Source organism: Arthrobacter sp. MYb23 (assembly GCF_002979775.1).
In the GTDB taxonomy this organism is placed as follows: Bacteria; Actinomycetota; Actinomycetes; order Actinomycetales; family Micrococcaceae; genus Arthrobacter.
Window position 1 is genome coordinate 20147 of the sequence record NZ_PCPR01000021.1, and the last position, 20507, is coordinate 40653.

General features: G+C 63.9%; 19 protein-coding genes. 14 read left to right on the top strand and 5 right to left on the bottom strand.

The annotated features are described in order from the left end of the window. Window positions 1–68: 68 nt before the first annotated feature. On the bottom strand, window positions 69–452 hold the full coding sequence (locus CQ020_RS18395; RefSeq protein ID WP_181151950.1) for a YgjV family protein: 384 nt from the start codon (window positions 450–452) through the stop codon (window positions 69–71). Between the two features lie 181 nt (window positions 453–633). Between CQ020_RS18395 and CQ020_RS18400 the strand changes: the two genes are divergently transcribed. Then, the gene (locus CQ020_RS18400; RefSeq protein WP_105693157.1) at window positions 634–1557 is read left to right on the top strand and encodes a LysR family transcriptional regulator; all 924 of its coding nucleotides are present in this window, start codon (window positions 634–636) and stop codon (window positions 1555–1557) included. Window positions 1558–1669: 112 nt separating this feature from the next. On the opposite strand, the gene CQ020_RS18405 is transcribed toward CQ020_RS18400, so the two are convergent. Both CQ020_RS18405 and CQ020_RS18410 read right to left on the bottom strand, forming a co-directional pair. After that, on the bottom strand, window positions 1670–2449 hold the full coding sequence (locus CQ020_RS18405) for an isocitrate lyase/phosphoenolpyruvate mutase family protein (protein ID WP_105693158.1): 780 nt from the start codon (window positions 2447–2449) through the stop codon (window positions 1670–1672). Between the two features lie 134 nt (window positions 2450–2583). Continuing rightward, window positions 2584–3786 (bottom strand): GGDEF domain-containing protein, encoded by a 1203-nt coding sequence (locus CQ020_RS18410; protein WP_105693159.1) that lies wholly within the window; start codon window positions 3784–3786, stop codon window positions 2584–2586. A gap of 303 nt (window positions 3787–4089) precedes the next feature. Here CQ020_RS18410 and CQ020_RS18415 point away from each other — a divergent pair, with 303 nt between their 5' ends. Both CQ020_RS18415 and CQ020_RS18420 read left to right on the top strand, forming a co-directional pair. Beyond that, window positions 4090–5322, top strand: coding sequence for an exo-alpha-sialidase (locus CQ020_RS18415; protein ID WP_258142076.1), 1233 nt, complete (start codon window positions 4090–4092; stop codon window positions 5320–5322). Between the two features lie 7 nt (window positions 5323–5329). Beyond that, the gene (locus CQ020_RS18420) at window positions 5330–5617 is read left to right on the top strand and encodes a MoaD/ThiS family protein (protein ID WP_091325917.1); all 288 of its coding nucleotides are present in this window, start codon (window positions 5330–5332) and stop codon (window positions 5615–5617) included. A gap of 23 nt (window positions 5618–5640) precedes the next feature. Here CQ020_RS18420 and CQ020_RS18425 read toward each other — a convergent pair whose 3' ends face one another. Further along, window positions 5641–5877 (bottom strand): hypothetical protein, encoded by a 237-nt coding sequence (locus CQ020_RS18425; protein ID WP_024818712.1) that lies wholly within the window; start codon window positions 5875–5877, stop codon window positions 5641–5643. Between the two features lie 227 nt (window positions 5878–6104). On the opposite strand from CQ020_RS18425, the gene CQ020_RS18430 reads away from it, so the two are divergent. Beyond that, window positions 6105–8822, top strand: a complete 2718-nt coding sequence (locus tag CQ020_RS18430; protein WP_105693160.1) for a VCBS repeat-containing protein — start codon at window positions 6105–6107, stop codon at window positions 8820–8822. 144 nt (window positions 8823–8966) lie between these two features. Here the strand turns inward: CQ020_RS18430 and CQ020_RS18435 are convergent, their stop codons facing one another. After that, window positions 8967–10304, bottom strand: coding sequence for an MFS transporter (locus tag CQ020_RS18435; RefSeq protein WP_105693161.1), 1338 nt, complete (start codon window positions 10302–10304; stop codon window positions 8967–8969). 203 nt (window positions 10305–10507) lie between these two features. On the opposite strand from CQ020_RS18435, the gene CQ020_RS18440 reads away from it, so the two are divergent. The 10 genes from CQ020_RS18440 (at window position 10508) to CQ020_RS18485 (ending at window position 20505) form a co-directional block, all read left to right on the top strand. Continuing rightward, window positions 10508–11278, top strand: coding sequence for an IclR family transcriptional regulator (locus tag CQ020_RS18440; RefSeq protein ID WP_105693162.1), 771 nt, complete (start codon window positions 10508–10510; stop codon window positions 11276–11278). A 204-nt stretch (window positions 11279–11482) separates the two neighbouring features. Further along, window positions 11483–12394: a shikimate dehydrogenase gene (locus CQ020_RS18445; protein WP_105693163.1), complete on the top strand. Its 912-nt coding sequence runs from the start codon at window positions 11483–11485 to the stop codon at window positions 12392–12394. Next, window positions 12394–14280 (top strand): bifunctional sugar phosphate isomerase/epimerase/4-hydroxyphenylpyruvate dioxygenase family protein, encoded by a 1887-nt coding sequence (locus CQ020_RS18450; RefSeq protein WP_105693164.1) that lies wholly within the window; start codon window positions 12394–12396, stop codon window positions 14278–14280. The genes CQ020_RS18445 and CQ020_RS18450 overlap by 1 nt, the downstream gene beginning before the upstream one ends. 71 nt (window positions 14281–14351) lie before the next feature. Next, window positions 14352–15221: a protocatechuate 3,4-dioxygenase subunit beta gene (gene pcaH, locus CQ020_RS18455; RefSeq protein WP_105693165.1), complete on the top strand. Its 870-nt coding sequence runs from the start codon at window positions 14352–14354 to the stop codon at window positions 15219–15221. 5 nt (window positions 15222–15226) lie between these two features. Beyond that, window positions 15227–15841: a protocatechuate 3,4-dioxygenase subunit alpha gene (gene pcaG / locus CQ020_RS18460; protein ID WP_105693166.1), complete on the top strand. Its 615-nt coding sequence runs from the start codon at window positions 15227–15229 to the stop codon at window positions 15839–15841. Further along, window positions 15838–17259 carry a lyase family protein gene (locus tag CQ020_RS18465; RefSeq protein ID WP_105693167.1) on the top strand — a complete coding sequence of 474 codons (1422 nt, stop codon included), beginning with the start codon at window positions 15838–15840 and terminating at the stop codon, window positions 17257–17259. The genes pcaG and CQ020_RS18465 overlap by 4 nt, the downstream gene beginning before the upstream one ends. Further along, complete coding sequence (locus CQ020_RS18470; protein ID WP_105693168.1) at window positions 17252–18055, top strand: alpha/beta fold hydrolase; 804 nt, start codon at window positions 17252–17254, stop codon at window positions 18053–18055. Before CQ020_RS18465 ends, CQ020_RS18470 begins: the two co-directional genes overlap by 8 nt. Beyond that, a complete protein-coding gene (gene pcaC, locus CQ020_RS18475) occupies window positions 18052–18495 on the top strand; it encodes a 4-carboxymuconolactone decarboxylase (protein WP_105693169.1) in 444 nt (147 codons plus the stop codon). Before CQ020_RS18470 ends, pcaC begins: the two co-directional genes overlap by 4 nt. A 79-nt stretch (window positions 18496–18574) precedes the next feature. Further along, window positions 18575–19789, top strand: coding sequence for a thiolase family protein (locus CQ020_RS18480; protein WP_105693170.1), 1215 nt, complete (start codon window positions 18575–18577; stop codon window positions 19787–19789). Between the two features lie 14 nt (window positions 19790–19803). After that, on the top strand, window positions 19804–20505 hold the full coding sequence (locus CQ020_RS18485; RefSeq protein ID WP_105693171.1) for a 3-oxoacid CoA-transferase subunit A: 702 nt from the start codon (window positions 19804–19806) through the stop codon (window positions 20503–20505). The last annotated feature ends 2 nt before the right edge of the window (window positions 20506–20507 follow it).

Here is a 20507-nt window from a genome sequence, read left to right on the forward strand (position 1 = left end):
GACTTGGTGGCGCTCTTCAGTGCCCGTCAGCGCTTGTCAACGTTATGCGCAGCCGGCCGGGATGCCCGCTATGCGCAGCTGGCGGCCGGGCGTGTGGCCGCTACGATGACCTGGGCTGCGGTGTCCGGGCGAGCGGCCGCTACGATGACCTGAGCCGCGGTATCCGGGCCAAGTGACGGGCTCTCCTGTGCCTGGGCCGTGGCCTCCGCGGGCCGGAGCTTGGCCCTCATGCGCAGAAGTGCCACGGCTGAGATCAGGAACCAGGCCACGTTCGTCACTACGGACGGCCAGGCCCCATGGAGCGTGCCGTTGATGATGAACGCGCATGACCCAAAGAGATTGACGGTCTGGAAAGTGCTGCCCGCCTGCAGCCACCCCATGGACACCGCCATGTAGCCGCCGAGCATTGCCACCGCGCCGGTCCAACCGGCAATTTCGAACAGCAGTTCCATGGGAGTCCTTTCAGGATTTGGGCATCCTGATGAAGCCGTCGGGCGGCGTAAGGTCCAGGATGGGTGCTTGATTCGGGGGTCGATGCTGCGTGACTGAATCGTGCTTGTGAGTCAATATTGAGGGAGTTACAGGTTTAGTTCAATTGCATTATTCTGAATCCCATGTTTAGGAGCGCTTAACATGGATATGGACCCCCGCAGGCTGCTGGTTCTGCTGGCAGTTGCCCGCACCGGAGGCGTTCTTGCAGCAGCCGATGAACTGCGGATAACGCCGTCCGCAGTGTCGCAGCAGCTCAGCAAACTCGAGCACGAGGCGGGCCAGGCCTTACTCCTGCGGACCCCCAAAGGATCAGTGCTCACACCCGCCGGACTGGCCATGGCAGAGGCCGGGGAAGAAATAGAACGGGCACTCAACGTGGCCCGTGCCCGGATGCAGAGCGAAGTAAATATTGCGGGAGTGGTGCGGGTGGGCGGCTTCACCAGCTTCATGCGCACCGTGGTGATCCCGCGACTTCCCGAATGGCGCAGCCAGTACCCCCAGCTGCAGATCCAGATCGTTGAAGACGGTTTCCCCGCGCTCATGCGGCTGCTCCGTCAACGGCAGCTCGATGCCGTAGTGATTGAACAGGACTCGACGGCGGCCGAGCAGCGTCCGATGGCGGCCGGAATGGTTCAGGAACCCCTGCTGGACGAGCCATGGAAGCTGGTGGTGCCCGCAGGGAGCCTGCTCGGCACGGACAACATAGACCTGAGCCGCCTGCACTTGCCGTGGCTGGGAGTGGAACCGTCAGCAGCCAACACCGCAGTACTCGGACGCCTCCGCCACTCGACGGGCACCAGGATTGAGACTGTCCACCAGTACCACGACACCCTCACCGCCCTGGCACTCGTCGCCGCCGGCGAGGGAGTGGCCATTGTGCCCACCCTCGCCCTGACGGGAGTGGTCCACGATCAGGTGGACATCCTGGATGTTCCCGGGTTGGGCACGCGGCACATCGCGCTCCGTCGGTTCGACCGCCGAAAAGCAGCGAGCCTGCCCGTGGACACGGTGGCCCGCCTGCTCCGGGAATCGGCGGCCGCGTTCGATACCCGTTCAGGCGCCTGACCGGTCCCGCCTTCGCAGACAGGGACCGGCCGCCGCCAGCAGGGACCGGCCACCGGCCACCGCCAGCAGGGTCGGGCCAGCCGCCGGCGGTCAGTTGCTTCGGCTGGTTTACCTAGTTCAGAGCAGGCGTATCAGTAGGGACCACGCCCGAGCCATAAAGGTCCGTAGCAAGATCCCGGAGAGCACGCAGAGCCACCCGCTGGGTGAAGGGACCATAAGACACGCGGGCCACGCCCAGTTCCTGGAGTTCGGCTGCGGGGAGGGCTCCGGGTGCACCGATCACGGAGAGCTTCCCGCGCCCGAGGCCCTCAACCAGCGGCTCGATCACCTCACGGGTCATGGCGCCGGGCACGAAAACCAGCGACGCGCCGGCGTCGAGAAACGCCCGTCCCCTGGCGATGGCGTCCTCAATGCTGTCCTTGATGGGACGGTCCCCGCCGCGCGCGATAGCGTCGGTCCGAGCGTTCAGCTGGAACGAAATGCCTTCTTCCGCAGCGGCTGCGATGATCGCCTGTACACGGGCAACGGCTTCGTCGAAGGGCCGCAACCGGTCTTCAACGTTCGCACCAACAACGCCGATTCCAATAGCCCGGCGGATGGTCTCGGCCGGGTTCTCGTAACCATCGTCCAAGTCCGCAGTGACCGGGTGATCCACGGCGTCGACAATGCGCTTGACCCCGTCCAGGGCGACGTCCAGGGGCATGGTTCCGTCGGCATAGCCGAAGGCTGCAGCAATGGAATGCCCTGCGGTGGCGATTGCCTTGGTTTCAGGAAGTTCCGCAATAGTGCGCGCACTGATGGCATCCCACACATTAACCACGCTCAGGATTTCCGGTGCTTCGTGGAGGGCTTTCAGCTGTTGTGCACGTGCAGAGGTGTTTGCTTCAGTCATCGTTGTTCTCCGTCATCGTTGTCCGTCATTCACGGGTGGAACCAGGCTCATTTGCCACCCACAGCCTAGGCATAACGTCACACAACGCGGTACCAGGGGGCCCGCAGAACCGGACGCCTGCCCGTGACTCGTGACTACGGCCTTCCAAGGAACGTGGGCAGCGGGTCCACTGAGTCCGCGCCAACCACCCTGTCACGTCCCTGTGCTTTGGCCCTGTACAGTGCCGCGTCTGCCACGTTGATCATGAACGTCAGGTCTTGAGTTTTGGCGCCCGTGGACGTCACGCCATAGCTGACCGTGGGGTAGGGCAAGCCGTCGGGATCTGCCATGGCGGACAGGCGGCGGCTGATCTCCGAGGCGATGGCCTCGGCCCGCTGCTGCGTTGCACCCGGCAGGAAAAGGATGAACTCTTCTCCGCCGTACCGCCCAACAAGGTCCGTCGACCTGACGGAAGCGGTGCAGGCCTCAGCGAAGGCACACAAGGCAGCGTCCCCGGCGGCATGCCCGTGCTCATCATTGACGGCTTTGAAATAGTCAAGGTCCGCCAGGATCAGGGCTGCACCGCGGCGTGCTGCCGGACCTTCCAGTTCCTTTTCGGCCAAGCCCAGGAAGGCGCCCCTGTTGAGCAGTCCGGTCAGGTGGTCCCGTTCGGCGCGCTCTCGGAGCCTTTTGATCAGGTGGCTGTTGCTGAGCGCGTTGATGGTGAAGGACAGCGATACCAAGAGGATCAGGTGCATGAGGGCCGCTGGCGCGTACCCGAAGAATGTCCGGAATGAGTTCCCGTCCGGCCCCTCCAGCACAAACGTGACGGCCCGGCCCAGGTAGTACAGGGATGTCAGCGCGGAGATAAGGGCCAGGAACTTCGTCACGCGCGACTGGGTGGACTTCGCGAACCACAAATCTGCTGCGGCCATGCCAAGGCCTGCCGCCGTCATGACCAGATACACCAAGCCGCCGGACCACAGGCTGGATTCCGCGCCGTCCATGGCTGACGTAAGGCCGGTGATCAGTGGTGCCGGCGCCAACTGCCAGCCGCTGACTTTCCGGCCGCGAAGGGTTCGTGCACCTGCCCAGATGCTGAAGGCTCCGGCCACAATCAGGGCTTTGCCCGGTGGATTTGCCCAGGCCAGGAAGGTGGTTCCGTTCAGCAGGAAAGCAAAATTTCCGGCAAAGAAGAGAAGCAAGGCAACCCGCCACCAGCCGGTGCACGCGGACCGGAGCCGCCGGGAGGAGGCGGAGGACAGCACTATCAGGGTCAATGTGACCACACTGAGGACCATTCTTACGGAGAACGGGTCCAGGACTATGGCTCCCTCTTGCAAAGAGACTGCAATCATGGCTCGGTCCTGCTACCGGCCGACCACCGCGGAGATCCTTCTTGATGGCCTCATGGCTCTTTGACCTCGCAAAACATTTAATCCCCCAATAATTTGTGGCGGCCCGCTTGACCGCAAAACCACAGTCAAGCACGTTTTCCCGCGGCAGCAGTCAACGGGCACAACCCGCGAAAAAGTTTTTTCGATTTTCGCGTCACGATCAGGAGTTGAGCTGCACTGTAACCGTAAGGGTTCCTCTTGTCTGGAAACGGACTATCCACATAAGCCCGAAAATCGTTGCCACCTACACGCCCTGATGGTTCGATGGGGTTCATGGCTACTTCAGAGAGTTACGTCATCGCGATCGGGACCAAGAAAGGCCTGTGGCTCGCAACCAGCCCGGACCGCAAAGACTGGTCCCTCTCCGGCCCGCACTTCCTGATGAGTGAGATTCCCAGCATCGGGATTGATACAAGGGGCGGCAAAACACGAATCATGGTGGGTGTCCGGTCCGAGCACTGGGGACCCACGGTGGCCCACTCGGACGACCTCGGAGTCACCTGGACCGAGCCCGAGCTGGGTGCCATCAAGTTTCCGGACGGCACCGACGCCGCGTTGGAGCGCATCTGGCAGATATACCCCGACGCCGAGTCCCGTCCGGGCGTCGTGTGGGCTGGATGCGAGCCGATTTCGGTATGGAAATCAACCGACGGCGGCGAGCACTTTGAGCTGAACCGCGGACTCTGGGACCACCCGCACCGCAGTGATTGGGGCGCCGGCTACGGCGGAGCGGCGGCGCACTCCATTGTGGTTGATTCTTCCGGGGAGAAGGTTCACGTCGCCATGAGCACGGGCGGCGTTTACAGATCGCTCGACGGCGGTGCTTCCTGGGAGCCCCGCAACAAGGGAATTTCGGCCTACTTCATGCCCGATCCCAACCCCGAGTTCGGCCAGTGCGTTCACAAGATTGCGGCAGATGCCGCCGTCGAGAATCGTTTGTACGCGCAGAATCATCATGGCGTCTACCGCACGGACGATGGCGGCGAGAACTGGGACTCAATCGCGGACGGGCTGCCTGCCGATTTTGGGTTCGTGATGCTGACTCACCCTCGGCGGGAGGGCACAGCATGGGTGGTCCCGTTGAAGGCGGACGGCGAACGCATCCCGCCGGACAGCAAGCTCAGCGTCCACCGCACAGACGATGCCGGTGGTACGTGGAAGGAGCTGCACACAGGTCTGCCGGACCACGAATACAACGCCGTGCTTCGGGACGCGGCGTCCGTGGACACTGCCGAACCCACTGGCGTGTACTTCGGAACCCGCGGGGGAGCCGTGTATGCCAGCGCTGACGAGGGCGAGACCTTTACTGAAGTGGCATCCCACTTGCCGGACGTGCTCTGTGTGCGTGCAGCCGTCGTGGTGGGAAACCCGGCAGGGGCGGAAAACCCGCTGGCCGCGGCGGAAGCCACACTGGTGGCGGAAGCTGAAGAAATCGTGGAGGCAGCAGCACAGAAGCGCGATCCGGACGCCGAAGACCCAGCCACGGTGCCTGGTTAGGTCCGTCATGGCTGACTTTACGGTCCTGTTGCCTGGCGTCCTGCAGCCACTCGTCGGCGGACAGTCCTATCTGACTGCGTCCGCCGACGGGGCTGTGACCGTTGGACAGTTGCTGGACTCAGTGACCGGAGATTATCCGGTGCTGGCCAGGCGTTTGCGTGATGAAACCGGAGCGCTCCGCCGTTTCGTGAATATTTACGTGAACGGTGATGAGGTCCGGCGTCTGAAGGGTCTTGAGACGGAGGTTGCGGCTGGCCAGGAGGTTCTGATTGTCCAGTCCGTGGCCGGCGGCTGAGTGGGGTTTGGGGTCAAGCCGGTTCAGGCGACGCGCCAAACACTGCATTCGTCGGTATTGATGGCTTTCCTCATTCCGGAGGCGTGATCCATGATCCAGACGACGCCGATTCCCGGCGCCGTTTCCTGGACGCGTCCGCGGCGGATGACCACGTCATCATAGGCGGGTCCCACGGACAGGCGGGCTTCGATCTCGTCTCCCCGGTGGAGCTGGCTGATCGCGCGTATACGTGTTGTGTGTGTTGTGACTTCCTTCAACATGGTGGCCTCCTGGGCTGGAGCTTGTGCCTGCACTTGCCGGCTATTCCAGTGTGGCGGGGCAATGTTGCCACGGTATTTCGGCCCGGTTAGGGTTCCGTAAGCATTCCGGGATAGTTGGGTTTCCACGTGGCGAGCCCCGCCTGCCGGGATCACCGGCACCCCGGTTGTAGCCTGATCTCGGTTCTTGAGACTCACAGGAACCACAGGCTCCGGCTCAGGGAGATCGAATGGGTGCGCTTCGGCGATCAATCGCGTTGTCTACAGGCTTGGTGGTATTTGCTACCGGCCTGTTTTTTGTGCAGACCCCCGCGACGGCGGTTCCGTTGCCCGGGCCGGAGAATCCGAACGTCCAGTTCGTGGAGGGGACGCCGCACTCCGAGCACGAGTTCGATAATCCCCCCGAGCGTGCGACGCCGTTCAACACCGGTCCCGACGCCGGTGCGGCGGCTGCTGGGCCCAGCGGCGATATCCGGGTACGGCTGGTCACCGCCAAGCTGGCGGACAACAGCAATACGGTGTCCATGACCAATGCGGAGCAAGCTGTGGCGGCCACCAGCAACTACTGGAAAGCGATGACGGCCAACAAGCTGTCTATGTCGGTGAACACCAAGGTTGCCGGCCACCAGTCCAAGGCGAAGTCCACCGATAGTTACAGCACCATCATGTCCACCATCACCAGCGAGCTGAAGTGGACAGCGAGCCCCTATACGGCACTGGTAATTTTCATTCCCACCTCCACCCTGTCCGGAAATGCCCTCGGCGCCGGATACAGCAGCGGAAGCTACAGCGGCCGGGTGCTCCTTCCCCAGATCAGCGGGTTCACCAACAACGTGATGAGCCACGAGTTCGGGCACGTCATCGGCCTGATGCACGCGGACGCGTTGCAGTGCGGCAGTGGAGCGTCCGACGTCGGCGTTGACGGCAACGGTCGGTTCACGGATCCCTCGTGCTACATCCGGGAGTACGGCGACACCACGGACATCATGGGTGCTGCCCAATTCGAATCGCCCGTGGTGAGCAGCTCGCTCTGGGACTTTGCCGGGCTCGGCCGGGGAGATGAGATCCGGGATGTTGGCGTTGCCACGGGCGCCAAGACTTACACCCTTAAACCCTGGGGCGGAACCGACGCCCAGCGTGCCATCAAATTCACGGATCCCATCAGCAAAGAGGTCTACTACCTGGAGCTGCGGCAGGCTGCCGGTTACGACAGCTACCTCGACGACTCCGGCAAGCCAGCAGGAAACAGAGGCGTCAAGATCGTCCAGCGCGGCGGAGCAACCGTCGCTTCGTCCCTGATCCTCATGCCGTCCACCAAGCCGTTCCCGGAACCTTGGTACGCCACCAACCACGCATGGCAGGCCGGCAGCACCTTCACCACATACACGGGCACCCGGGTGACCATCAATTCGGTGTCGGCCACGTCCGCGTCGGTGACCATCAACGCCGATTCCAAGCTCAAGGCGCAGATGCGTTTTTCGGCCGGTGACTTCGACGGCGACAAGCTCGCGGACGTGATGTCCCGCGAAGCGGACGGATCGCTCCTGCTTTTCAGTGGCTTGCCGGGCAACAGGTTGGATGATCCGGTGCAGGTTGGCTCTGGTTGGGGCATCTTCAATGCGGTCATTGGAACAGGGGACGTCAACGGCGACGGTTTTGGCGATGTTCTTGCCCGGACCAGTGACGGCGGGCTGTGGTTGTACCCGGGCGACGGCAAGGGCGGGTTCCTTGCACGCAGCTACGTGGGGTCCGGCTGGCAGGGCTTTTCGCAACTGGTGCCCGTGGGCGATTTCAACGGCGACTCCCGTAACGATCTCCTGGCCGTAGGAAACGACGGCAAGCTGTGGCTGTATGCAGGCAACGGCTCGGGCAGCTTCCTGGCGGGTGTCCAGATCGGCCAAGGATGGGATGTCTTTGCCTCGCTGGCGCCGGCGGGATCGTTTGGCGGGGGATCGGCTGGTCTGCTGGCCACCGCCACCGACGGAACACTCTATGCCTACCCGGGCGACGGCAAGGGTGGCTTCCTGCCGCGAACCGTTGCGGGAACCGGGTGGAGCGGTGCCGGTGACATTGTTGGAGGCCAGGATTTCACCGGCGACAGGCGCCCTGACGTCCTGGCAGCCAAGGGCAGCGATATGAGCCTGTACCCCGGCGACGGACAGGGTTTCGCCACCCGCCTGCCGATCGGTGCAGGATGGAACCAGTTTGCCCAGGTGTGGGAGGCCGGTGATTTCGACGGCGATGGCGTGGCCGATGTGCTGGCCCGCGCCAACGACGGCGCACTGTGGCTCTACCCGGGGAACGGTTCCGGCGGCTTCCTGCCGAGAGTCCAAGTGGGCTCGGGCTGGAACGGATTCACCGCCGTCGTCAGTGCCGGAGATTTCGACGGCGACAGTCACCCGGACCTGGTGGCCCGGACATCCGACGGGGTGTTGTGGCTGTATCCGACCGACGGCAGGGGCCAATTCCTGGCACGCAAGCAGATCGGTACCGGCTGGCAGGGATTCACCGAGCTTCTTGCACCGGGCGACTTCTCAGGTGACGGCAAAGCTGACCTGCTGGCCCGCACTTCCGATGGAGCCCTGTGGATGTACCCGGGCAACGGCAGCGGCGGATTCCTGCCGTGGCGGCAGATCGGCTCGGGCTGGAACATGTTCAACACCGTCCTCCAGGGCGGCGACTTTGACGGCGATGGACGTGAAGACGTTCTGGGCCGCGGCAACGATGGCGGGCTGTGGCTCTACCCGGGCAACGGCAGCGGCGGATTCTTGGGACGGTCCTATCTGGGCTCAGGGTGGAACATGTTCTCTTCCATGGCTGCACTGGGTAATGGCTTCACCGGAACCGGAGATCCCGCCCTGGTTGGCATAGCCGGCGATGGAACCTTGTTCCTTTACGTTGGCACTGGCAAGGGGGCGTTCCAAACGGTGGTGCTGGACCCGCGGTAGGCGGTTAGCTCCGGCCCCTGGCTGCGCTCCTGCCCAGTTGCTTCGGCCAGACATGGCCAGAGAGCAGCGAAATGCCCGGCACGTCGCGGGACGTGCCGGGCATTTCCGCGCTTCAAGCCAAGTAACCGGGCAGGAGCGTCAGGTTTAGACGTGCTGGTGTCGCTTGTGGATGCCGAGTTCTGCAGTGGGTGTCTTTGCTGATTCGCGGGCTGTCATGGCCGAGACAGCGGCGATCACGCAGATTACTGCGGTGAAGATGGAGATCTGGACCCATCCGCCGGGCTTGGTACCACCCAGGGCCGTAACGATGGCCGGGGCGAAGCCTGCCATGAGGAAGCCGAGCTGCGTACCAATGGCCAGGCCGGAGAAGCGGACTTTGGTGCTGAACATTTCACCGTAGAAGGACGGCCATACGGCGTTGGCTGCGGCGTATCCGAAGGAGAAGTACACAACGGAGACCACGAACATCAACGGCACATTGCCGCCTTCGAGGGTCAGCAGGAACACCGGCGTCATGATGGCGCTGGACAACGCTCCGTAGATGAAGACGGGTTTGCGGCCGATCTTGTCCGAGAGCATGCCGAACAGAGGCTGGGTTCCCAAGGCAACAACGTTTGCTGCGACCACCAGCCAGAGCGTGATGGTGCTGTTGACGCCGGCAACATCCTGGGCGTACTTGATGGCCAGGGTTCCAAAGACAGTGCTGACTGCGGCGATGAAGGCGCAGCAGACCACGCGGAGAACATCGCGCCAGTGCAGCCGCAGGAGATCGGCAACGGGGAGCTTGGAGATTTCATTGTTCTTCTTGGCTTCCGCGAAAGCCGGCGGCTCGTGGAGGGTGCGGCGGATGAAGAAGGCCACCAGGACCACCACTGCGCTGAGCCAGAACGGAATGCGCCAGCCGATGCCGTACTTGATCTCGTCCGGCAGCGCCACCACGGGGATGAACACCAGTGCCGCCAGGATTTGGCCACCCTGGGTGCCGGTCAGGGTCCAGGAGGTGAAGAAGGAGCGGCGGTTGTCCGGGGCGTGTTCAAGGGTCATGGAAGAAGCGCCGGCTTGCTCGCCGGCCGCGGAAAGACCTTGGCAAAGGCGGGCAAGGACCAGCAGGACGGGCGCCCACCAGCCAATGGTCTTGAAGTCCGGGAGGCAGCCGATGACGAAGGTGGCTGCGCCCATCAGGACCAGCGTGAACATCAGGACCTTCTGCCGGCCAATACGGTCGCCGAAGTGACCCAGAATCACGGCACCCACCGGCCGGGCAACATAGGCGAAGCCGAAGGTTGCGAAGGACATGATGGCCGCGTTGGCGTCGGCGGAGGGGAAGAAGACGTGGGGGAAGATCAGGGCCGCGGCTGAACCGAAGATGAAGAAGTCGTAGTACTCGACGGCGCTGCCGAGGAAGCTGGCAAGCGCGGCTTTCTTGGGTGTTCCGGTGGTTGTTTCAGTGCCTGGCGTCGCTGACGGCATTGTTTGGCTCATGGGAGGTTCCTTCTGTGACGACGATGTCGCGGATCTAGCTTCAAAGGGAAGACCAGAACGAGGTGCGGCCGGATCATCCCGAAAGTAACCACATGGTGAGAGCTACTTGTGCAATACAGCAATACTGGCTGTGAGTGGGGTCACTTGTCAAGAGATGTCCCCACCATCTAGAAATAGCTCTCACTATGTGAGAGCATCGAGCTATGAGTGTGAAAGAGGACACAAAGACCGACATGGTCGGCAAAGCCCTAAGCCTGCTGGTACTTCTGGGCAATGAACCGCGGGGTGCAAGTGCGGCTGATCTGGCCAGGAGCGCCAGCCTGCCGTTCAGCACCACCTATCGCCTGCTGGGCTCGCTGACGCGCGACGGCTTTGTGGATTACGAGCCCGATGGGCGTCGCTACCACCTGGGATTGCGCGTGTTCCAGCTCGGTCAGAGGGTTTCCAATCATCATGGTTTTGCCGCTACGGCGCTGCCTGTCCTTCAGCGCGTAACGGAGCGGACGCATGAGGCCACCATCCTGTCTGTCCGTGATGGCAACCATCACCTCACTGTCAACAAGGTGGATGGGCCGAAGACCTTCCGCGTCACCAGCGATCCCGGCCATTTGGGGGCGCTGCACACCACGTCCGTAGGCAAAGCGATCGTCGCCTTCGAGGAGGAGATCGAGCGGAAGCGCCTCCTCGAGGAGCTCCCCCTGGATCTGCTGACCGAGCACTCGATCACCGATCGCGACAAGTTCCGCGAAGAAATCGAGCAGGTGCGCCGTCAGGGGTACGCGGTGATGGACGAGGAAAACGAGGTGGGCATGCGCGCTGTCGCTGTGCCGGTCCTGAACTCCCAAGGGCACGCCTTCGCATCACTCGCCACGGCCGTGCCGGTCTTCCGCCTCACCTTGGAGGAACTCATTGCACACGTCCCCACCCTGCAGGAAGCCGCGGCTGAACTTGCCGCCCGCCTGCCCCAGCGCTGACCCAACTGAGTCGCAGTTGAGGCCGTTTTGGGGCCTCAGAACGGCTTTAACTGCTACTTAGTTGGGTGCGCGCCCTATAAATGTTCGCAATAAGAACAAGCGTGCGGAATATGAACACTTGTAGTAATCTAAATAACACCCGGTCAGGCGGCGCCCCCAGCGAGTGCCACAAGACCGCGGTGCTGAAGTCAAAGGAGCTTTAGGATGAGCAACCGAGCCGAGTCCGTTCTGGTGGGCCTCATAGGCGAAGGCGTCATGCCCTCGCTCACGCCGCCCATGCACGAACGCGAAGCCGACGTGCAGGGCCTTCGCTTGCTGTACCGCCCCCTGGACCTGCTGGAGCTCGCATTGCCGGCCGCCGCCGTCGGGGACCTCCTCACCGCGGCGCAGCGCATGGGCTTCAACGGCCTCAACATCACGCACCCGTGCAAGCAGCTGGTGCTTGAGCACCTTGATGAAATTTCCGACGACGCCCGTCGCCTGGGAGCCGTGAACACGGTCCTCCTTCAGGACGGTCGGTTTATCGGCCACAACACAGACTTCTCCGGCTTCGGTTCGGCGCTCGCCGACGGCCTCCCGAACGCCAAGCTGAACCGCGTCGTCCAGTTGGGTGCGGGCGGTGCCGGTTCCGCCGTCGCCTACGCACTCCTCAAAGCCGGCGTCAGCACGCTGGACCTGGTGGACATGGATCCGGCCCGCGCCGCGGAACGTGCCGCCGAACTCGGCGAGCTTTTCCCGGCGGCCACGGTCACGCCGCGAAGCACCAACGAACTGAGCCAGATCATGCCCCTCGCGGACGGCTTGGTTCACTGCACCCCGATCGGCATGGCCGCCCATCCGGGACTTCCCCTGGACATCGGGCTGCTCGAGTCGCGGCATTGGGTGGCGGACATCGTGTACCGCCCCATAGAAACGCAGCTGGTCCGCGAAGCTCGCGCCAAGGGCTGCGATGTCCTCGACGGCGGCCGCATGGCAGTTGGGCAGGCGGCCGACGCCTTCCAGCTCATCACTGGACGCGAGGCGGACCGCGATCGCATGCGGGCACACTTCCTGGAGTTGATTGAAGTGGAAGACGCCCAAGCTGAGGCCCCCGAGCTGACGAAGGCGGGCAACTGATGCGCACCGGAATCGCAACGGTCTGCCTGTCCGGCACGCTGAAGGAGAAGATGCAGGCCTGCGCCATCGCGGGCTTCGACGGCATCGAGATCTTTGAACAGGACCTCGTTACGTCCCCGCACAGCCCGGAAGAAGTCCGGAAAATGGCCGCCGACCTCGGTCTGGGCCTGGACCTCTACCAGCCGTTCCGGGATTTCGACGGCGTCACGCCGGACCTTCTCAAGGCCAACCTCAAGCGGGCAGAGGCCAAGTTCAACCTCATGGAACGTCTGGGCATGGACACCATCCTGGTCTGCTCCAATGTGGCCACGGCGACCATCGATGATGATGACCTCAGGGCAGAGCAGCTGGCGGAATTGGCAGAGTTGGCCGGGGCGCACGGAGTCAAGGTTGCCTACGAAGCCCTGGCATGGGGCAAATACGTCAACGACTACGAGCACGCGTATCGCTTGGTGGAAATGGTGGACCACCCCAACCTCGGCACCTGCTTGGACTCCTTCCACATCCTCTCCCGCGACTGGGACACCGCGCCCATCGAGCAAATCAACGCGGAGAAGATCTTCTTCGTCCAGGTTGCCGACGCCCCCAAACTCTCCATGGACGTGCTGTCGTGGAGCCGCCATTACCGCGTCTTCCCGGGTGAAGGACAGTTCGAGCTCGCCAAGTTCATGGGCCACGTTGTCCGTGCCGGCTACACGGGGCCGGTCTCGCTCGAGGTCTTCAACGATGTCTTCCGCCAGTCGGACACCGAGCGCACCGCCGTGGATGCCATGCGTTCACTGATCTGGTTGGAGGAGCAGAGCGCCAAATGGCTGGCGAGCACCGCTTTGGAACCCGGAACCGGATCCCCAGCGGGCAACGGCAGTGCGTCCCGCCGTCGTTATCCCATGGAACTGGCCACGCTGCCCAAGGTGAACGAGCCCGCAGGTTTCAACTTCGCCGAGGTCAAGGCCGATGACACCGCGCAACTCGAGAAATTGCTTGGCCAGCTCGGTTTCGGGTTCGAAGGCCGTCACCGCACCAAGGACGTCCAGCTCTGGACCATGGGCCAGGCGCGCGTGATCATCAACGAACAAGCGGCCTCGCACGCTGAACCGGCTATCGCCGCGTTGGGGTTCGACGTCGACTCTCCAGTGATTGCCTCCGCCCGCGCCCAGCAACTCAAGGCGCCAGTGGTTGCCCGCAAGGTCCAGGCTGACGAGGAAGTCTTCCAAGGCATCTCCGCGCCGGATTCCACCGAGATTTTCCTGTGCCAGGGAAGCCCGGACGGAACGGCAGCGTGGACGCACGAGTTCGGGGAGGGGCTGGAATACGCCTCCAGCGCTCAGAACGCAGTCATTGACCACGTCAATCTGGCCCAGCCGTGGCAGCACTTTGACGAAGCCGTCCTCTTCTACACCAGTGCTTTGGCTTTGGAACCCCAGCCGTTTGCCGAGGTACCCAGCCCCAGCGGCTTGGTCCGCTCGCAGGTCATGGAGACCAGCAACGGAGCGGTCAGGCTGGTCCTGAACCTGGCGCCCGCACAGCAGGCACAAGAAAAAGCCCGCAAAACGTACCAGGAACACATCGCCTTCGCCGTGGACGACCTCGTGGCAACTGCCCGGTCCGCCCGCGATCGCGGCCTCGAGTTCCTGCAGATTCCGGCCAACTACTACGAGGACCTGGACGCGCGGTTCGATCTTGAACCCGGTTTCCTGGCCACCCTCAAGGAGCTCAACCTCCTGTATGACCGGGACGCCAACGGCGAATTCCTCCACTTCTACACCGCCACCGTGGGCAGTGTGTTCTTCGAAATGGTGGAGCGTCGCGGCAGCTATGACGGCTACGGGGCGCCCAACGCCCCGGTGCGCCACGCCGTCCAATACGACTCGCTCCACCGGGTGTAAGCCCACAGCCGCTAATCCCACAGAAGCCGCCCCGCAAACCAACAAGAACCGTCAACCGAAAGGAGCCGGCCGTGCCACACGAACAGACAGCACAGGCGCTCGAATCCGAGGAACTAGTGCCGCCCGCTGAGCCACACGCCGCACAAGAGTCCAAGAAGGTGGAAACCCAAGCAGATCTCAGTGCTGAGATCAAAGCCATGGGTGATCGCTACGCCGAGGCACTGAAGAACGGCCGGGGACCGGAAACCATGCCGCGACTGGACTACTCGCCGTACCGGAGCAGCATCCTGCGCCACCCCACCAAGAGCCTGCACCACGCGGACCCGGAGACCATCGAGCTCTACTCGCCCGCGTTCGGCCACCAGGACGTGCACGCGCTGGAATCGGACCTGACCATCCAGCACAACGGTGAGCCGCAGGGTGAGCGCATCATCGTGGCCGGCCGCGTCCTCGATGGCGATGGCCGCCCCGTTGCCGGTCAGCTCGTGGAGATCTGGCAGGCCAACGCATCCGGCCGCTATATCCACAAGCGCGACCAGCACCCCGCGCCGCTGGACCCCAACTTCACGGGCGTTGGCCGCTGCATCACCGGCGATGACGGCTCGTACAGCTTCACCACCATCAAGCCCGGCGCGTACCCGTGGAAGAACCACCTGAACGCCTGGCGTCCGGCCCACATCCACTTCTCCATGTTCGGCTCGGAATTCACCCAGCGCCTCGTCACCCAGATGTACTTCCCGGGTGACCAGCTCTTCCCGCTGGACCCCATCTACCAGTCGATTGTGGACCAGGACGCCCGCGACCGCCTCGTGGCACAGTACGACCATGAGCTGACCAGCCCCGAGTGGGCTCTCGGCTACAAGTGGGACATCATCCTGACCGGTTCCAAGCGCACCTGGACCGAAAACGAAGCATACGGCGACGCCGGGGACGAGGAGTAAAGCGCATGAGCAAGCTGGCACCCACACCGGGTCAGACCGTTGGCCCCTTCTACGGCTACGCCCTTCCGTTTAATAAGGACAACGAACTCCTGGCTCCGGGCAGCCCCGGCAGCATCCGCCTCCAGGGAACGGTCTACGACGGCGCGGGCAACGCCATCCCGGACGCCATCCTGGAAATCTGGCAGCCGGACTCTGAGGGCAAGATCGTCGAGCGCACCGGCTCCCTGGTCCGCGACGGCTACACGTTCACCGGCTGGGGCCGCGGCTCCGTGGGCAACTCGGGCGTGTACACCTTCACTACGGTCAACCCCGGCCCCACGGCTCCCGGCGCGGCGGCGTTCATCTCCGTGGCCGTCTTCGCCCGCGGCCTCATGAACCGCCTCTTCACCCGCGTTTACTTGCCGGAAAACGAGGAAGCGCTGGCCAACGATCCCCTGCTGAGCTCCCTCGACCCGGAGCGCCGCAAGACGCTGATCGCCCGCCGCGACGCCGACGGCGGCCTCACCTGGGACATCCGCCTGCAGGGTGGCGACGAGACCGTGTTCCTGGACTTCCAGCAGGACGGCTCGCTGGAAACCAGCGTCAACGCGGACCATTCTGCAAGGGTCAACCAGGCATGACCGACGGCGACTTCGGCCTCCTTAGCCCCGTCTCGGCGTCGCCCGCTGTGACGGCGCTGACGGGCGACCGTGCCGTGATCGCGGCAATCCTCCACGTCGAAGCCTCCTGGGCTGCCGTCCTTGAGGGTGCGGGACTCGTTCCCGCCGGTTCCGCCGCTGTGGTGGCCGAAGCCGCCGATGCCGGTTCTTACGATGTTCTTTCGGTAGCGGAACGCGCCCAAGGGGGCGCCAACCCGGTGATTCCGTTGCTCGGAGACTTGCGCGCCCGCGTCCGGGAGTTGGACACCTCCGGAATCGGCGCCGGCAAGGCCGTCCACACCTCGCTGACCAGCCAAGACGTCCTCGACTCCGCCCTCATGGTGCTCGCCAGCCGCACCGTTTCTTCGTTGCTGGCAGAGGTTAAAGGCACGACGACGGCGCTCGCCACCCTGGCGGAGCAGCATGCGGACACGCTGTGCGTGGGCAGGAGCCTGACCCAGCACGCACTTCCTTACACGTTCGGGCTCAAGGCTGCACAGTGGTTCCAAGGCGTAGCCGCTGCGGCTGCGCGTTTGGAATCCCTTGAGTTGCCGGTTCAGTTTGGCGGGGCCGGCGGGACGCTGGCTTCGGCCACCAAGCTCGCAGCTGGTTCGGACTCCACGCCGTTCACCCTTGCGGATTCCCTGGCTGCCGAGCTCGGCCTCGCTCCTGCTCCGGCCCCTTGGCACAGCAACCGGCTGGCGGTCACCGCCCTCGGCGACGGGCTCGCCGCCCTCATCGATTCCTTCGGCAAAATCGCCGCGGACCTGCTCTTCCTGAGCCGCCCGGAAGTTGCCGAACTTGGTGAACCGCTGGCTGCCGGACGCGGTGTTTCCTCGGCCATGCCGCAGAAGCAAAACCCCGTGTTGTCCGTCCTCATCCGCAGCGCAGCGTTGCAGGCCCCCGGTCTTGCAGCCCAACTGCACCTCGCCGCGGCAACCTTCAACGACGAGCGACCCGATGGCGCCTGGCACAGTGAATGGCCGGCCCTGCGCCAGCTGCTCGCGTTGGCCCTGGGCACTGCCCGTCACCTCCGCGAACTCACCGAAGGCCTCCGGGTGTTCCCCGACGCCATGCTCAGGAATCTCGGGATCTCGGGACCGCTGCTGCTCAGCGAAGGTGTGGCGGCCGCCGTCGCACCCCTCCTCGGCGAGGACGGAAAACAGAAGCTGCAGGCCGTCGTCGACGAAACCCTGAAGTCGCCCGCCGCCGAGCAATCCCGGATCTATACCAAGCTCCTGCGCGAAGCCGTCCCCGCGGACAGGCTTTCTGACGCCGAACTTGAAGCGCTCCTGGACCCTGCAAGCTACCTTGGCGAAGCGGCGGAGATCAGCCGCCGGATTCTCGCCACTTACCCCGACTTTGCAGCATCTTCATCGAAAGGAGCCGCTCGTGGCTAAGCCAACCATCAAGGCCGTGCTGCTGTCCCCGCAGCGCGAACTGGGAGACAAACCGCTCCTGGTGGTGGGCCCGTCGCTGGGCACGTCCACCGTGCTGTGGACGGAAACGGCTGCCCTCCTGGGCGACGAATACGACGTCATCGGTTGGGACCTCCCGGGCCACGGCATTTCGCCAACCGTCACGGAAGGCTTCGATGTTGCGGAACTCGCGGACGCCGTCGTCGATCTTGTCGACTCCGTTTCGCCGGACGGAAAGTTCCACTACGCCGGTGTTTCGCTGGGCGGAGCGACGGGCCTGCAGCTCGGCATCAAGCACGGCGACCGGCTCCGCAGCCTGTCGGTTCAATGCAGCGGCGCCAAGCTGGGCACTCCAGAAGGCTGGCTGGAGCGCGCCGAAACCGTGCGCAAACTCGGCACACCCGTGATGATCCAAGGCTCCGCGGAACGTTGGTTCGGGACCGGGTTCATGGATCGCCAGCCGGAGATCAGCAGCCGCCTCCTGCACGCCCTCCGGGACGCCGATCGCTTCGGCTACTCGTTCTGCTGCGAAGCCCTCGCCGCTTTTGATGTCCGTGAGGAGCTCGGCAGCATCACCGTCCCCACTCAGGTGATTGCCGGCGTCGAGGATTCCGTGGCGCCGCCGTCGGTGGCCGAATCTGTTGCCGCCGGCATCCGCGCGGGTGGAGGTTTCGCCGTGGTGGAAACGCTCGACGGCGTCGCCCACCTCGCACCCGCCGAGGCACCGGACGCCGTGGCCGATGTGATGCGCACTTTTATGAAGGAGAACGGACGATGAGTACTGTTTCCGGCGACGCCGAACGCAATGGTGCCGTGCAGCCCGACGCCACCGCGCAGGACATTTACGACGCCGGCATGGTGGTCCGCCGCGAAGTGCTCGGCGATGCGCACGTGGACCGGGCCAACGCCAACAAGGATTCCTTTACCGAGGACTACCAGGACATGATCACCAGGATCGCCTGGGGTGGCATCTGGACGCGGCCCGGCCTGAGCCGGCAGATGCGATCCGCCGTCACCCTCACGGCGCTGGTGGCGCACGGTCACTGGGAGGAGCTCGCCATGCACGTCCGGGCGGCCCTCAACAACGGCCTGAGCAGGGACGAAATCAGGGAGATCCTGCTGCAGACCGCCATTTATTGCAGTGTGCCGTCGGCCAACTCGGCCTTCAAGACGGCCCAGAAAGTATTCGCCGAGATCGACGCCAACGAACCCAACTAAGTCGCATTTGAGCGCGTTTAGACCCCTCAAAACGCGCACTAATGCGACTCAGTTGGGTAAAGAGAACGAAGGAAAACCCATGAACCAGGCTTTTGTGTACGACGCCGTGCGCACGCCCTTTGGCAAGTTCGGCTCCGGCCTTGCAGCGGTCCGTCCCGATGACCTTGCGGCCCACGTGGTCCGAGAGTCCGTCAAACGTGCTCCGGGGCTTGATGTTGAGCGGATCGACGAGGTGGTGTTCGGCAACGCCAACGGTGCCGGCGAGGAAAACCGCAACGTCGCCCGCATGGCCACCCTGCTGGCTGGCCTTCCGGTCTCCATCCCGGGCACCTCGGTCAACCGTCTCTGCGGCTCCTCCTTGGACGCTGCGATCATCGCTTCGCGCCAGATCAACGCAGGAGACGCCGACCTCATGCTGGTGGGCGGCGCCGAATCCATGTCCCGTGCTCCGTGGGTCCTCCCGAAGACCTCCAAGCCCTACCCGGCCGGTGACATGACACTCGCTTCAACCACGCTCGGTTGGCGCCTTGTGAACCCAGCCATGAACAAGGACTGGACCATCTCCTTGGGCGAAGCCACCGAACGGCTGCGCGAGAAGTACGGCATCACCCGGGAACGGCAGGACCAGTTTGCTGCGGATTCGCACAATCTGGCCGACGCCGCGTGGAACGAAGGCTTCTACGATTCTTTGGTGACAGCGGTTCCGGGCACTGACCTGGTCCGTGACGAGGGCATCCGTGCCGGCTCTTCGGCGGAGAAGCTGGGCGGTTTGAAGACCGTGTTCCGGGCTGAGTCTGACGGGCCCGACGGCGGTACGGTCACCGCCGGGAATGCCTCGCCTTTGTCTGATGGTGCTTCTGCTGCGTGGATTGGTTCCGAGGCTGCCTCGGCGATCCTCGGCATGGAGCCCCTAGCCCGCATCGCGGGCCGCGGCGCGCACGGCAACGACCCCCAGTTCTTCGGGTTCGCCCCGGTGGAGGCAGCGAACAAGGCCCTCGCGAAGGCGGGCATCGGCTGGGACCAGGTGGGCGCCGTCGAACTTAATGAGGCGTTCGCCGCACAGTCGTTGGCGTGCGTTGACGCGTGGGGGATCGACCCCGCAATCGTGAACCAGCACGGTGGCGCGATCGCGATGGGCCACCCGCTGGGTGCCTCCGGTACCCGCATCCTGGGTACGCTCGCCCGCTCACTGCAGGCTTCCGGCCAGCGGTGGGGTGTCGCGGCGATCTGCATCGGCGTGGGCCAAGGCCTTGCTGTGGTGCTCGAAAACGTCACTGCCGGCGCTTCGGCATAGAAGGGTAAAGAGTCATGCTGAATTTCATTGACACTGTTGGCGAGGCTGTCGCCGGCATCAAGGACGGGTCCACGGTGATGATCGGCGGGTTCGGCAACGCCGGGCAGCCGTTCGAACTGATCGACGCACTCATGGATTGCGGCGCCAAGGACCTGACCGTGGTCAACAACAACGCCGGCCAGGGCGATCAGGGCCTCGCGCTGCTGATCAAGGAGGGCCGGGTCCGCAAAATGATCTGTTCCTTCCCACGGCAGTCCGATTCCTGGCACTTCGACGCCAAGTTCCACGCCGGTGAGATCGAGCTGGAACTCGTCCCGCAGGGCAACCTGGCCGAGCGCATCCGTGCTGCCGGCGCCGGCATCGGTGGGTTCTTCACGCCCACCGGCTACGGCACCACGTTGGCTGAGGGCAAGGAAACCCGGTTGCTGGATGGGAAGTGGCAGGTCTTCGAAACACCCATCCACGCCGACGTCGCGCTGATCAAGGCACTCAAGGCCGACGGCAAGGGCAACCTCGTCTACCGCAAGACCGCCCGGAACTTTGGCCCCATCATGGCTGCGGCGGCCAAGCACACCATTGTGCAGGTCTCGGAGATCGTGCCTACCGGTTCCTTGGATCCGGAGAACGTGGTGACACCCGGTATTTACGTCAACAGCGTGGTCCGCGTGGATTCTGCCGGCGGCGCAGTCGGCACAAGCAAAGAGAAGGTGGCTTGATC